Genomic DNA, 14,109 nt, shown 5'->3' with positions numbered 1-14,109 from the left:
ATTCCCTGCTACTCTCTTGCTAAGATTTTGGTATAATGTATTCCATCCAAAGCCTCAATGGCCTCAAAAATTATTGCCGTATTTTCAAATTGACCCGGTATCTCTATGCTTAATGTCAGGGATGCAATCCCATTAACAGGAATACTCTGATGTATGGTCAATATATTTACACCATTTTGTGATATGCAATTTAACACACCGGATAAGATACCCGGCTTATCATCAATTTGCAGCATAAAGGTAATTGTCTTTCCTCTTGTGTTCTCATGAAAAGGAAAGATATCGTCTTTATATTTATAAAAGGAGCTTCTGCTGATTCCTACTATATCAGCTGCTTCCTGTACCGTAAACACCTTCTCAGAGTCTAAAAGCCTTTTTGCTTCCACTACCTTTAGAAGAACCTCCGGTACTGCTTTTTTCTTGACAATGAAGTATTTTCCTTCATCCATATGGACGCTTCTCCTTATCATTCCTGTTATCTATTGTATGTATATGAGATACAACTGTCTTTCACAGAAAGATATCTTAGCATATATTATGCTCAAATGCAACAGTTTTTGAATAAATTATCAATCTTAAGACAAAATATGCATTTTTTAAGTTTTTAACTGTTCCTTTTGCTCAAAATGCACAATTCAAAATCTTCCTGTAAATCAAAAAACTCCATGTCCTTCCTTTAGATTGCCGGAAAGCCATGGAGCTTCTATAAATATTTACTTTACTTTTACAACAGTTTGATAAGCTTACCTAGCCAATATATTTTCGATTTTTTCCTGCTCATTTGAGGACAAAATCCCGTCATGATCCAGTAATATTACCATTCTTCCATTCATATTGGCAACATTTCGAATGTAGGTTGTATTGATTCCTCTTACAATAGCAGGGGTCTCACTGATATTTTCAGGGGGTATTTCGATGATTTCTTTTACACCATCCACTTCAAAAGCCATAAGTATTCCATTCGATTTTGTGATAATCAGTCTGGAGTCTTCTGTGACAGGTTTATCTGGTAAGCCAAATTTTCTTCTTAGTGAGAAAACCGGAATTACATCCCCTCTTAAATTCATTATGCCGTGAATATAAGCTGGTGCATTAGGAACAGGAATTAAATCCGTGAATTTTTCAATAGCATTAACAACCATAATATCCAGTCCAAATTCTTCATCATTCAAAGTAAATATAACCTGCTTTGTCTGCAGAGACTGTTTTGCAATCATATGCGGTACCCCCTTTTCATTTGAACAAACTGTGTCTGTTATTCTTTTGTCTGGCCAATGCTGGCCCACTTTAAATAAGCATTAATGAAAGGATCCAGATTACCGTCCAGAACACTGGCTGCATTTCCGATTTCCATATTGGTGCGATGGTCCTTCACCATGGTATAAGGCTGCATAACATAGGATCTTATCTGGCTTCCCCATGCAATGTCTTTTATTTCACCGCGGATTCCTGATTCCTTTTCCTGATTCTCCTGCTGCTTTAAAAGATATAGCTTTGCCTTTAACATCTGCATCGCTTTATCCTTGTTCTGGAACTGTGAACGTTCATTCTGGCATTGAACGACGATCCCGCTAGGGATATGGGTTATACGGATAGCGGACGAAGTTTTGTTAACATGCTGCCCGCCGGCACCGCTGGAACGGTAAGTATCAATCCTTAAGTCCCCTTCGTCAATCTCAATTCCCGTATCTTCTTCAATGTCCGGCATTACATCGCAGGACACAAAAGAGGTTTGGCGTTTTCCTGCTGCATTAAAAGGTGATATACGAACCAGCCTGTGAACACCTCTTTCGGATTTTAAATGTCCAAAGGCATTCAATCCGTTTATCTGAAAGGTTACCGACTTAATTCCAGCTTCCTCCCCATCCAGATAATCCAGCACTTGGGTTTCGAAACCTTTTTTATCAGCCCATTTCTGATACATTCGAAACAGCATGCTTGCCCAGTCACAGCTCTCTGTTCCGCCAGCCCCCGCATGGAGGGTTACTATGGCATTGTCTTTATCATATTCACCGGAGAGCAGTGTATTAAGCCGCATCTCTTCTAAATCTTCGGTAAATTTATCAAGCTCCGCCTGTATTTCCGGAATCAAAGACCCATCTTCTGTTTCATATGCCATTTCCAGCAGAGTCTCTATGTCCTCATATCCCTGTTTCAGACCATTGTACTCTCCTACAATATCCTTCAGGTTCTTTAATTCCTTCACATATCCCGAAGATTTATCCGGCGAATCCCAAAAGCCCGGCTCCTCCATGATATGCTCAATCATATCGATACGCTCTAGCTTATTAGCCAGGTCAAAGTGAATCCCCCACTTCAAGTAATGGCTGTTTGTACGTATTTAACGTATATTTCATCTGGTCTAATTCAACCACTCTATCACCTCTTTCCCAAAAGCCCGGTATTTAGTTCCTTCCGCAGCAGAACTTATATTTCTTGCCGCTTCCGCAAGGACAGGGATCATTAGGCTGTACCTTCTTGCCGGTTCTTCTTACAGGTCCCTGCTGAAGAGAATCATCCTTATTGGTTCCTGTAACCTTTGCTACCTGCTCTCTTTCTACATTCTGCTCAATTCTTACATGCATCAGGGCCTTAATAGTATCTTCTCTGATAGCATTTGTCATTTCGTCAAACATTTCAAAGCCCATGAACTTAAATTCCACCAAAGGATCTCTCTGTCCATATGCCTGAAGACCAATACCCTGGCGTAACTGATCCATATCATCAATATGGTCCATCCACTTACGGTCAATAACTCTTAACAGAATTACACGCTCTACCTCACGAAGCTGCTCTTTTTCAGGGAACTCTGCTTCTTTATCTTCATATAACTTGATAGCATCTTCTTTTAGCTTCTGCATCAGGGGAGCCTTCTTCATGCGGTCAAGCTCTTGTGCATCCAATACAATCGGCTCCAGGGGTATGATAGGAAGCAGCATATCATTAAGCTCATTCAAATCCCAGTTTTCTGCAAGCTGGTCATCACTGATACAAGTGTTTACACAATCCTCTACCGTATCGGTTATCATTTTGAATACAGTATCTCTCATGCTTTCGCCGTCAAGAACTCTTCTTCTTTCCTTGTAGATAATTTCTCTCTGCTCATTATTTACCTGGTCATATTCCAAGAGATTCTTACGGATACCATAGTTGTTATTTTCTATCTTCGTCTGTGCCTTTTCGATGGCACTGCTTAACATATTATGCTCAATCTGTTCTCCTTCCGGAAGACCCAAGGAGTTAAACATACTCATCAAACGCTCGGAACCAAAGAGTCTCATTAAATCGTCTTCCAGGGAAATATAGAAGCGGGATTCACCCGGATCTCCCTGACGACCGGCACGTCCTCTTAACTGGTTATCAATACGTCTGGATTCATGACGCTCTGTACCGATTATCTTAAGTCCGCCAAGATCTACCACACCGGCACCAAGCTTAATATCGGTACCACGGCCTGCCATATTGGTAGCGATGGTTACAGCGCCTGCCTGTCCGGCATCTGCTATAATTTCAGCTTCCAGCTCGTGGAATTTGGCATTCAATACCTTATGAGGAACGTTCTTTTTCTTTAAGAGCTCACTCAATTCCTCGGAAGCTTCAATGGTAATGGTACCAACCAGCACCGGCTGGCCCTTTTTGTGAGATTCTACAATCTCTTCTACGACAGCATTCAGTTTCTCTCTTTTGGTCTTATAAACCGCATCCTGTCTGTCAATACGTGCTACCGATATATTGGTAGGCACTTCAATAACGTCCATTCCATAGATGTTACGGAATTCCTTTTCCTCTGTAAGGGCAGTACCTGTCATACCGGATTTCTTGGCATATTTATTGAAGAAGTTCTGGAAAGTAATCGTTGCCAAGGTCTTACTTTCTCTCTTTACCTTAACCTTTTCCTTGGCTTCAATGGCCTGGTGAAGACCGTCTGAATATCTTCGTCCGGGCATGATACGGCCTGTGAACTCATCTACAATGAGGACTTCATCATCCTTTACCACATAGTCCTTATCCCTTGCCATAAGGTAATGGGCTCTTAGGGCTAATATAATATTGTGCTGTATTTCCAAATTCTCCGGGTCCGCAAGATTCTCAAGATGGAAGAAATTCTCTACCTTTTCCACACCCTCCGCAGTAAGATTGACTAATTTGTCCTTTTCATTTACTACGAAATCGCCTTCTTCTTCTACATCCTCATTCATAAGAGCAGCCATTTTGGTAAGCTCTCCGCTTACTTTGCCCTTCGTAAGCTGTCTTGCTAAGATGTCACAGGCTTCATAGAGCTTTGTGGATTTGCCGCTCTGTCCTGATATAATAAGAGGAGTTCTGGCTTCATCAATTAATACGGAATCCACCTCATCGATAATGGCATAGTGCAGTTTCCGCTGTACAAGCTGTTCTTTATAGATAACCATGTTATCTCTTAAATAATCAAATCCAAGTTCATTGTTGGTTGCATAAGTGATATCACAGGCGTAGGCTTCTCTTCTCTGGTCGTTGTCCATGTTGTTTAGGATAACACCTACTTTAAGACCTAAAAATTCATGAATCTGTCCCATCCATTCGGAGTCACGCTTTGCAAGATAATCATTTACAGTAACAATGTGTACGCCTTCACCCTCAAGTGCATTTAAGTAGGCGGGAAATGTTGAAGTAAGTGTCTTACCTTCACCAGTCTTCATTTCGGAGATTCTTCCCTGATGAAGAATAATGCCTCCTAATATCTGCACAGGAAAAGGTCTCTGTCCCAGTGTCCTTACCGCCGCTTCCCTTACTACCGCATAAGCTTCCGGCAGGATATCATCCAGCGTTTCACCGTTCTTTAGCCTATTCTTAAATTCAACGGTTTTATTTCTTAGTTCTGCATCGGATAATGCCTTAATGGAAGGTTCCAATGCCTCGATCTGGTCTACAATGGGCATAATAAGCTTAATTTCCCTTTGACTGTGTGTACCAAAAATTTTCGTTACGAGACTCATATTATTCACTCCTGTATTTATTTCAATGGGTGCTAAGATTTAATTCTGGTCAAATAATTTTTTCATAAAATACATTGTATCATTTCCCCAGTTAGTTAGCAACCATTTTATAAGAAAAGCCCTTTTACTTACCATTTATTCCTATAATTTATAGCATTAAACGATATTATTTCAGAATTAACACTAAAAAGGGGGCTGTACTAACAGTCCCCCTGATTAATCTGATATTTTCTTTACTATTACTGCTTCTTTATCCTGTCTAGAATTCCGGTTCAATTAAACCATAAGTATTGCCCTTACGTTTATAGACCACATTCACCTCATCGGTTTCCGCATTGCGGTATACAAAGAAGTTGTGACCTAATAACTCCATCTGAACGCAAGCTTCTTCCGGATCCATGGGTTTGATTGCGAATTTCTTTGTACGGATAATCTTAATGCTATTCTCTTCCTCATAAGAATCATCAATAAATTCCTGATTCAAATTTATGATAGCCTGCTTTTGTTCAATCAGCTTATTTTTATATTTTCTTAATTGACGCTCTATAATCTCTTCTACAAGATCAATAGAAACATACATATCCGTGCTGGTCTGTTCCGCTCTTACCATGCTTCCTTTCATGGGTATGGTTACTTCTATTTTCTGCCTTTCTTTTTCGACACTCATTGTTACATGGATTTCAGTATCAGGAGTGAAATATTTTTCAAGCTTTCCAATCTTTTCATATACCGCTGTTTTGAGACCTTCTGTTACCTCGATGTTTTTGCCGCTTATTATAAAACGCATATGAATCAACTCCTTTTAACTTTTATATTACTATTGCTTAACATTATTATAACACACGCCCGTATATGTGACAAGCTATTTCCGAATAGTAGGACTAACGCATGACGCTCCTTTGTTAATTAAAAAGAGAACTGTTCCTACTATCCTACTTGTTCCGACTTCATCTAAAATATCAGACTATCGTCCTATCATTGTATGTCATATCTGATAGTTTTTCGACAATTACATTCGTTTCCATTTATCTACAAATATTTTACATGCTTTTCATATTATCATAACTTACAAAACAAATTTTCTACCTTGACAGTTCCCTCCACATTCCACAATAGTGGTTTATACCTGTGGATAATGTGGATAACTCTGTGTATAACTTTCATTAGCGGAAAAAATCAGGCTTTTTTATTGTGGATAACTTTTGGATAAAGATTCCCCTCTACTCAATGCCCATATTTTTACAATTGCGTAGGATGATATTTTGTGCACATTGTACAATCCGGGTTTTGTCAATCCCAATTTCTCAGGAAAATTATTTTCTTCAAATGAAATAATTTTTGTTAATTATCAAAAAATTCTATCAAAAACACCTTTTGACAGTCATTTTTTGAAAATTACCCTTGCCAAAATTCTTTTAAACAAACGAAAAAGTACCGCAGCTAGTTTAACCTATCTGCGGTACAAATATACTAATTCGTTATTCTTCTTGCCTTATATGGTGTACGGTAATTATATCTGGATATCTTAATACCATCTCTTTCATTGCTGGCATTTACTACCTGGCCATTGCCTATGTACATTGCAACATGATTTACCGATCCGCCGGAGTTCGTGTAGAAAATCAAATCTCCCGGCTGTAAGTTGCTTATGCTTACTTCATGTCCTGCACTTGCTGCCTGATCTCTGGAGGTCCTTGGAATATCATATCCAAAGTGGGAATATACGGCATATACAAAGCCGGAACAATCCGCTCCGTTTGTTAAGCTTGTTCCTCCCCATACATAGCGATTTCCAACAAAGTTTAATGCATAATTTGCAACAGACTGCCCGCTTCCGGAACCAGAGGAGCTTCCCGATGAACTTCCGGAGGAGCTGCTTGAACTGTTTGAATTACTGGAGCTGCTTGAATTACTGGAACTGCTTGAATTACTGGAGCTTTGGGTTGACTTTGATGCCTCTTCCCTCTGTCTCCGCTCTTCACGTTCCTGTGCAAGAGCTGCAAGCCTGTCAGCCTCTGCTTTCTTCGCTGCCTTTTCTGCCGCTATCTTAGCCATTTCTTCTTCAATGGAGATAGCATACTTAAATTTTACATCTATTGTTATGTAATCCTTCGATACGAATCCGCTTTCGCCTTGATCGATTTCAATTTTGGCCCATTTTTTGAATTCTTTTGATATATAATAGGTTTCACCCTGCGGTACCATGGTAACTATGGTCTTATCCGTTCCGGGCTTTTCTCTTACAAATAAGGTTTGTGTATTTACAGTAGCATATTTATCTGCATATTCATCAACCAGCTTTTCTGCTTCCGTACCAATAGCTAAAAAATCTGCATTGATATAACCTTTTACCTTACCGGATTTAATCTTAACCCAGTCACCTTTTCTTGCAAGAATGTCTGTCGCACATCCCTTATACAGCTTACCTACGATTTCACTTTCCGTATTGGCTTCCTTTCGGATATTAACATAATTGTCTGCTACGGAAATTCCCAGATTTGCGTAAGGCGATACTACCTTTTTCACTTCATTGCTGCTTGGCTCTTCTTTCTGTTTTGCAAAGGAATCCAGTAATTCTTCCGCTTCTCCCTTTTCTACCTCTGCAGTAGCCACGTAATAACTATCAAGAACAGGCGTTATTCCTGCCAGCCCAGTGTCCGAAATACTCTCTGCTGCCTGAACCCTTATTCCCGCACCCAGGGAAAAGAACAATGCAGCAGTACACAAAGATACCTTAACAGCAGTACTCTTTAGCATTTGACATGTAACCTCCTTACGGTTTTATGCGAATGTAACAATTCAATTAAATGTATGTTATCGTTAGTATAACTCTTTATTAAATGTTACGAAATTATTAAATATCATGAGGTTATTATATCAAAGCATACTACTGCTGTCAACGCATAAATTAATAAATTATATGGTTTATTTATCCATTTTCTTATAATCCGATAATATTTTTAAAACTTTCTATTAATAGTGTCAATTATAAACTATTTAGGTACTTTTCTGCTCCGGTAATCGCATTGGCACCATCGGAAGCAGCCGTTATAATCTGCCTTAATTCCTTTGTGCGGATATCGCCTGCTGCAAATACTCCCGGAATATTGGTCTGACAGGATTCATCTGCCTTGATATATCCGCCGCCGGCCAATTCCAGAATATCCTTGTAAACTTCCGAGCTGGGATTATAGCCAACCGCAATAAATATTCCGTCTACAGCCAATTCCCTGCTCTCATTGTTCTTTACATTCTTCACCTGAATTTTTTCAACCACTTCACCACCCTGTATTTCTTCTACAACACTATCCCAGAGTACCTCTACATTCTCCATGGAAAGAAGCTTGGTAGTGTAAGCCCTGGCAGCCCTGAATTCATCTCTTCTATGGATGACATAGACCTTTTTGCAAAGTCTCGCTAAGAATATAGCATCCTCTACTGCAACGTCTCCGCCGCCTACTACTGCCGTTATTTTATTTTTAAAGAAAGCTCCGTCACAGGTAGCACAATAGGATACACCCATACCGGCGAGTCTTTCTTCCCCTTCCACCATAAGCTTTCTCGGATTGGCCCCTGTTGCTATGATAGCTGCCCTGGCACGGTATATTGTTCCGTCATCCAGAGTTATAATCTTAATACCATCCTCTACCTGAAAATTCTTTACCTCTCCGGTGACAAAAGGAACATTCATCTTGTCGCAATGTTCCCTGAACCTGTTGGCAAGCTCAAAGCCGCTGATTCCGGGGATTCCGGGATAATTATCCACTTCATAGGTATTTATAATCTGCCCTCCGCTGATTGGCGCTTTTTCGATTACTACCGTATCAAGCTCTGCTCTTCCTGCGTATAAAGCTGCTGTCAGCCCTGCGGGACCAGAGCCTATCACTGCCAGTTCATATATTTTATCCATACATCAATTCCTCCGTTTCTTTTCTGTATTGCATCGATTGATAAAAATTGTTCACAATCTAATTGCATTTATATTTTAACACATTTTATGAAAAAGAAAAGCCCTTGGCGTATTTGATATACACCTTAGGCAATAGCTACAGAAAGAAATTATGAATGGTTTGTACCAATCCATATAGGACTGTCACAAAACCTTCATCATTTTGGGCTCCCCCGTTAATCCTTCCCACATATTCATTTGCTATCATAATAATCAGACAAAGGACTATTCCTATCACCAAACTTGGGGTAATAAGATGCGCCTTTGGTTTCTTTTTAAATATCTCCTTTATATGTTCCCATCTGCCGGAATTGTCAGCCAAAACGCGGAATACAAAAAAAGCAAGCAAGGTAGAAACGGCAGCTATGGGCAAAAGGACCGTAATGATATAGCCTGCGCTTAATTTCTGTGCATATTCGGAAACTGCTTTTGAGTCCGCCAGGCCATTGGGGCCAGTCGACAGGATCAAACTGATAACAGAAGTGCTGTTGATAATAAAGTGTATTATCATGGTAGACAGTATAGAACCCGTTGCTTCAATTACAAAAGCAAATATCACACCCATTACAAATGCATAGGAAAATTGATTGAAATTCTGGTGGATAAGGCCAAACAGCAATCCGCTCAAGAGAATCCCTTTTAACGTACTTGTGGTACGGTAACCTTGAAAAAGAACTCCGCGGTAAACACTCTCTTCCATAATACACGGCACCAGTCCTACCATAATAAGGCCGATGATAAGTCCATTTCCTCCCACAAGGCTTTCAATCACCTGTGTCGTATCATTTCTTACAAAGAGCATGGAAATAGCATTGATCAGCCCCATAAGCGGTAATATCAGGAAAGTAAAAATCATTAAGAGCACAACATTTCCAAAGCTGATCCGCCGAAAACCAATGATATCTGCAATTCCCCTCTTTTGCCTTACCAGATAGATAACAGAAGGTATAATCAGCAAAAACTGCGAAATGATAAGGGTATATAAGTAGTTATCAGTAGCATAGTATACCCAGGGATTTATAAAAATACCTGCAAATGTAATTAATACCGTAGCGAGAAAAACCCTGTTGACTGATTTTACCTGATTCATACCTACTCCTGTTTATCTTCATGCTTTTTTAATAATACATGCAGCCACTCATCAAGATTTGCCTCTCCCAGGTCCTCTGTGCTTTTCCAGATTTCAAGCAGTTCAATTTCCGGATATCCCGTCAGGAAATCCTTCATGGCTTTCGTTTTAAAATCCTTAAAATATCTTCCGTTACGGTATCCCGCAAAGTCTCCATGTCCAAAAGACATATATAGCACACCCTGCGGTTTTAACGCCTTGATGATCTTTTGAAATATTTCATCAAATTCATCCGGAACGATATGTAGAAGGGAGGCACTGGCCCATATGCCGTCAAAAACCTCATCAAAATCCAGTTCCTTAAACTGCATGCACAGCACGTCCTGGCCAATATGAATGGACGCCAGTTCGCAAAGCTCTTCGGCTCCATCAATAGCAGTTACATCATAGCCGCTTTGTATGAATTCAAGGCTGTCCCTGCCTGAACCGCACCCTAAGTCTAATATGGCTCCGCCTTCTGAAAGAACTGATAAAAATTTCTCTCTGCTTTCCTGTGTATTACTATCAACAGTATTCTCAAAATAAAGATTTGCATTCTTATTATAATAGTCTATCGAGTCCAAAAAATCCATCCTTTCAATATAACCCCCAACGAATTTATATATAAGCTATTGCTTCTATTTCAATCAGCACATCTTTCGGAAGCCTGGCAACCTCTACGCAGGAGCGGGCCGGAAAATTCTCTGTAAAGAAAGAAGCATATACCTCATTGATCAGGGGAAAATCCTCCATGTTCTTGATAAAAACAGTTGTCTTTATTACCTTACTAAGATCTGTGCCGCTGTCCTTTAAAAGAGCAGCAAGGCTTTTTAACACTCTATTGGCCTGTTCTTTTATGCCTCCGTTAACGATGGTACCATCCTCGGGATTAATGGGAATTATACCAGAGGTATAAACCATATCATTTATGATAACAGCCTGTGAATAAGGGCCAATTGCTGCCGGTGCATTGGATGTGCTAATTAGTCTCTTCATTGATATACCCTCCGCTTTATTCATTATTAAGAATTATTATATACTATACGAAAAAGATTTTCACTACTTTTTATAAAAATAACTCTATTTCTATATTTTTATGTGGACAGCCAGTAAAACATTAAAGAACTTGTATCATAATAGAAAAAAATATGGTACAATAATCTATGTTGGCAGATATGCGAAAAATTGGAAAGAGGTTATTATGTACAGTTTCAACAGCAGAGTACGATACAGCGAGGTCTGTACCAATAAAGAATTGGATTTTTATTCGATTATAAATTATTTTCAGGATTGCAGTATATTTCATTCAGAAGATATCGGAGTAGGACTGGATTACCTTGAGAAGCACCACCGTCTATGGCTTATGAATGCCTGGCAGATCAACGTGAACCGCTTTCCTGTTTTTGGAGAAGATATTGCCGTTTCTACCTGGGCCTATGATTTTAACACTTTCTACGGTTACCGGAATTTCATGATACAAGATGCTAATGAACAGGTCTTAGCTGTGGCTAACTCTGTCTGGGTATATATGGATACATTAAACAATTGTCCCGCAAGAATCGATGATACGGTAACAGAGGCGTATCAAAAGGAAGAGGCATATCCCATGGAGTATGCTCCGCGTAAAATTCTTCTTCCAAAGGATTTTTCAGATGCTCCCGTTTTTTCCGTACAGCGAAGAAACCTGGATACCAACAACCATGTAAATAATGGTGAATACATCCGTATGGCCGAAGAGTATATTCCAGAGAATTTTAAAGCTACCGGCATGAGGGCAGAATACAGAAAGTCCGCTGTCCTTGGCGATGAAATTATTCCCCGCATCCATCAAAGTGACAATACCTTGTTGGTTGTACTTTCCGATATGAACTATAAACCATATACCATTATAGAATACACCTTATAGAATATAGAACATTTTTCACTTTTGATTTGAATACGCGCTAAAGCGCGCTGCATGGAGGAATTTTATGATAAAGCTAGGTGAATTGCAGGAACTTGAAATGGTTAAAAGCACTGATTTTGGGATCTATCTAAAGGAGCCGGGCTCACAGGCCGAAGAACGTATTCTCCTACCCAAGGCACAGGTTCCAAAAGATATAAAGGCCGGAGATGTCCTTCCTGTTTTCGTATATAAGGATTCCGATGACAGGCCTATAGCCACTACTCTTACTCCCCAAATCACATTGGGCGGCACTGCCCTTTTGCAGGTAAAAGAAGTTACTCCTATTGGCGCTTTCCTTGACTGGGGACTTGCAAAGGATCTTTTGCTTCCCTTTAAGGAACAGACAGAGCGTGTTCATACAGGTGATCAGGTTCTTGTTGCCCTCTACATTGATAAGAGTACCAGGCTTTGCGCGACCATGAAGATATATGACTACCTGAAACAGGATTCCCCCTATAAAAAAGGGGACAAGGTTATCGGTACCGTTTATGAGATTATTAAAAGCTTTGGGGCCTTTGTTGCTGTTGACAATTGCTACAGTGCCCTTGTTCCCGAAAAGGAGCTGAAAACGAATTTAAAAGCAGGAGATAGCGTAGAAGCCAGAGTTACTTCTGTTAAAGAAGATGGCAAGCTGGATTTAAGTCTTAGAGAGGAAATTCCCATCCAGATTGATGCGGATGCCGAATTAGTTTATAAGTTATTAGAAGAAGCCGGCGGCTTTCTTCCCTATCACGATAAAACCGAGCCTTCCCTCATTGCAGAAAAGTTCGGTCTAAGTAAAAATGCTTATAAAAGAGCTGTCGGAAGGCTTATGAAGGAGCAGAAAATCCGCATAACCACCGAAGGAATAGAGAAAATAAAATAGCCTGGCAGTATTATATCATCATAAAAGGGGTTCTATCATAAAGTCCGCACACCGGCATTTATGATAGAACCCTTTTTATAAACGGTTGGTTTTTCTTAAAGGGGTCCTTTCCCTTTATTACCGCCACGGTTTTGCAGAAAGCGCATCTTTGACTCTTCCTTAAATTCCCTCTTCTTTTCTTCCGGAATCTGTTCATACAGGCTGCCAAAGTGGCTGGATAATTTGTCTTTGCAGCTCTTGCAGAAACGCCCTGTTCTGATGGAAGCCCCACACATCTCACATTCCAGTGAAACCATGGAGTCTTCTGTAAAGGAAAGCCTCTCATCCCTGATCCATTTATGTATCTGCATCGTAGTGACATCATTTTCTTCCGCAACCTCCTGCACTCCTGCCCTTGGATGGTCATAAATATATTCCTTTACCTGGTCAAATTTGTCATCCAATGCCTTCATACAGGTAGGGCATAAAGGCTGCCCGCCTATATAATTGAATAATTTGCCGCAGTTTTTGCAGTTTCTAACATCCATTCTAAATCCTCCTTAGTAACCTTTGCCTATACATATACTGACAAAATAAACTTCTTCTATACCATTCATTTTAAGTGCTCTTGCACATGCTTCTATTGTACTTCCCGTAGTGTAGATGTCATCCACCAGAAGTACTCTTTGAAGCTCCTTCTTATAGTTACATCTCTCTTCCTGGGAGAAGGCAAATGCCTCTGAAATATTACGGAAACGTTCTTTATCATTTAACTGCTTCTGGGGAAGAGTATCCTTCTTTCTGATAAGCAGTTCTGATAACACCGGTAAATTAAGTCTTTTCCCCAGCTCATCCGCCAGGATTTCCGCTTGGTTATAGCCTCTTGTCTGTCTCTTTTTCTTATGAATAGGTACTGGCACCAATGCATCCGGTGAAATATCTTCTATTTCTTTCTGGTATTTCTTTAATAACTCATTTATATAGAAGGCGGCATATTCCCGCCTTCCCTTGTACTTAAAATCTGCCATGGATTTTTGCATGTCTTCGTTATAAAGCCATAAGCTAAAACCCCTTTCAAAATAATGCCTGCGCCTGTCACAATCATAACAGTATTCTTTTGTTTCCTGCTCCAGGGGCTTTCCGCACTTTTTGCATTTCGGTTCTTCCACGGTTATGAGCCTGTTCCTGCACCCAGTACAGGAAAGCTCACCTCTTTTATCTACAATCTCAGAGCATACGGGACATCTTCTCGGATATAGAATATCAAGCAGTGTTTCCAACATGTAC

The 14,109-nt window shown here is 40.0% G+C and carries 14 protein-coding genes; 2 read left to right on the top strand and 12 right to left on the bottom strand.

Going from position 1 to position 14,109, the window contains the following annotated elements:
- Window positions 1-8: 8 nt before the first annotated feature.
- The 10 genes from BUF11_RS11805 to BUF11_RS11760 form a co-directional block, all read right to left on the bottom strand.
- Window positions 9-449, bottom strand: coding sequence for an ACT domain-containing protein (locus BUF11_RS11805; RefSeq protein WP_073589043.1), 441 nt, complete (start codon window positions 447-449; stop codon window positions 9-11).
- A gap of 294 nt (window positions 450-743) precedes the next feature.
- On the bottom strand, window positions 744-1,217 hold the full coding sequence (locus tag BUF11_RS11800) for a chemotaxis protein CheW (protein ID WP_073589042.1): 474 nt from the start codon (window positions 1,215-1,217) through the stop codon (window positions 744-746).
- A gap of 38 nt (window positions 1,218-1,255) precedes the next feature.
- Window positions 1,256-2,375, bottom strand: a protein-coding gene (prfB, locus tag BUF11_RS11795) for a peptide chain release factor 2 (protein WP_139243394.1) whose coding sequence is annotated in 2 segments (ribosomal slippage) — window positions 1,256-2,299 and window positions 2,301-2,375 — 1,119 coding nt in all. Because the reading frame shifts where the segments join, the coding sequence is not laid out codon by codon here.
- A gap of 30 nt (window positions 2,376-2,405) precedes the next feature.
- On the bottom strand, window positions 2,406-4,976 hold the full coding sequence (gene secA / locus BUF11_RS11790; RefSeq protein ID WP_073589040.1) for a preprotein translocase subunit SecA: 2,571 nt from the start codon (window positions 4,974-4,976) through the stop codon (window positions 2,406-2,408).
- A 259-nt stretch (window positions 4,977-5,235) separates the two neighbouring features.
- A complete protein-coding gene (hpf, locus tag BUF11_RS11785) occupies window positions 5,236-5,763 on the bottom strand; it encodes a ribosome hibernation-promoting factor, HPF/YfiA family (RefSeq protein WP_073589039.1) in 528 nt (175 codons plus the stop codon).
- A gap of 683 nt (window positions 5,764-6,446) precedes the next feature.
- On the bottom strand, window positions 6,447-7,733 hold the full coding sequence (locus tag BUF11_RS11780) for a C40 family peptidase (protein WP_073589038.1): 1,287 nt from the start codon (window positions 7,731-7,733) through the stop codon (window positions 6,447-6,449).
- 229 nt (window positions 7,734-7,962) lie between these two features.
- Window positions 7,963-8,886: a thioredoxin-disulfide reductase gene (gene trxB, locus BUF11_RS11775; protein ID WP_073589037.1), complete on the bottom strand. Its 924-nt coding sequence runs from the start codon at window positions 8,884-8,886 to the stop codon at window positions 7,963-7,965.
- Window positions 8,887-9,022: 136 nt separating this feature from the next.
- A complete protein-coding gene (locus tag BUF11_RS11770) occupies window positions 9,023-10,015 on the bottom strand; it encodes a CPBP family intramembrane glutamic endopeptidase (protein WP_073589036.1) in 993 nt (330 codons plus the stop codon).
- Between the two features lie 2 nt (window positions 10,016-10,017).
- Window positions 10,018-10,617 (bottom strand): class I SAM-dependent methyltransferase, encoded by a 600-nt coding sequence (locus BUF11_RS11765; protein WP_073589107.1) that lies wholly within the window; start codon window positions 10,615-10,617, stop codon window positions 10,018-10,020.
- Window positions 10,618-10,651: 34 nt separating this feature from the next.
- Window positions 10,652-11,029: a RidA family protein gene (locus BUF11_RS11760; protein ID WP_073589035.1), complete on the bottom strand. Its 378-nt coding sequence runs from the start codon at window positions 11,027-11,029 to the stop codon at window positions 10,652-10,654.
- A gap of 205 nt (window positions 11,030-11,234) precedes the next feature.
- Here BUF11_RS11760 and BUF11_RS11755 point away from each other — a divergent pair, with 205 nt between their 5' ends.
- Both BUF11_RS11755 and BUF11_RS11750 read left to right on the top strand, forming a co-directional pair.
- Window positions 11,235-11,939, top strand: coding sequence for an acyl-[acyl-carrier-protein] thioesterase (locus BUF11_RS11755; RefSeq protein WP_073589034.1), 705 nt, complete (start codon window positions 11,235-11,237; stop codon window positions 11,937-11,939).
- 64 nt (window positions 11,940-12,003) lie between these two features.
- On the top strand, window positions 12,004-12,843 hold the full coding sequence (locus BUF11_RS11750; RefSeq protein ID WP_175562046.1) for a CvfB family protein: 840 nt from the start codon (window positions 12,004-12,006) through the stop codon (window positions 12,841-12,843).
- 95 nt (window positions 12,844-12,938) lie between these two features.
- Here the strand turns inward: BUF11_RS11750 and BUF11_RS11745 are convergent, their stop codons facing one another.
- A complete protein-coding gene (locus BUF11_RS11745; RefSeq protein ID WP_073589033.1) occupies window positions 12,939-13,370 on the bottom strand; it encodes a flagellar protein in 432 nt (143 codons plus the stop codon).
- A gap of 12 nt (window positions 13,371-13,382) precedes the next feature.
- Window positions 13,383-14,105, bottom strand: a complete 723-nt coding sequence (locus tag BUF11_RS11740) for a ComF family protein (RefSeq protein ID WP_073589032.1) — start codon at window positions 14,103-14,105, stop codon at window positions 13,383-13,385.
- Window positions 14,106-14,109: the final 4 nt, after the last annotated feature.

The organism is Anaerocolumna xylanovorans DSM 12503 (assembly GCF_900143645.1).
In the GTDB taxonomy this organism is placed as follows: domain Bacteria; phylum Bacillota; class Clostridia; order Lachnospirales; family Lachnospiraceae; genus Anaerocolumna; species Anaerocolumna xylanovorans.
The sequence above is the reverse complement of the archived record's forward strand: the minus strand, read 5'-3'. Positions and strand labels throughout refer to the sequence as shown.

Bases quoted from the DNA above. Each gene is read 5' to 3' on its own strand.
- BUF11_RS11800 (WP_073589042.1), bottom strand. From the start codon at position 1,217: ATGATTGCAAAACAGTCTCTGCAGACAAAGCAGGTTATATTTACTTTG.
- secA (WP_073589040.1), bottom strand. From the start codon at position 4,976: ATGAGTCTCGTAACGAAAATTTTTGGTACACACAGTCAAAGGGAAATT.
- BUF11_RS11745 (WP_073589033.1), bottom strand. From the start codon at position 13,370: ATGGATGTTAGAAACTGCAAAAACTGCGGCAAATTATTCAATTATATA.
- BUF11_RS11770 (WP_073589036.1), bottom strand. From the start codon at position 10,015: ATGAATCAGGTAAAATCAGTCAACAGGGTTTTTCTCGCTACGGTATTA.
- BUF11_RS11780 (WP_073589038.1), bottom strand. From the start codon at position 7,733: ATGCTAAAGAGTACTGCTGTTAAGGTATCTTTGTGTACTGCTGCATTG.
- trxB (WP_073589037.1), bottom strand. From the start codon at position 8,886: ATGGATAAAATATATGAACTGGCAGTGATAGGCTCTGGTCCCGCAGGG.
- BUF11_RS11755 (WP_073589034.1), top strand. From the start codon at position 11,235: ATGTACAGTTTCAACAGCAGAGTACGATACAGCGAGGTCTGTACCAAT.
- BUF11_RS11740 (WP_073589032.1), bottom strand. From the start codon at position 14,105: ATGTTGGAAACACTGCTTGATATTCTATATCCGAGAAGATGTCCCGTA.
- BUF11_RS11805 (WP_073589043.1), bottom strand. From the start codon at position 449: ATGGATGAAGGAAAATACTTCATTGTCAAGAAAAAAGCAGTACCGGAG.
- BUF11_RS11750 (WP_175562046.1), top strand. From the start codon at position 12,004: ATGATAAAGCTAGGTGAATTGCAGGAACTTGAAATGGTTAAAAGCACT.
- hpf (WP_073589039.1), bottom strand. From the start codon at position 5,763: ATGCGTTTTATAATAAGCGGCAAAAACATCGAGGTAACAGAAGGTCTC.
- BUF11_RS11760 (WP_073589035.1), bottom strand. From the start codon at position 11,029: ATGAAGAGACTAATTAGCACATCCAATGCACCGGCAGCAATTGGCCCT.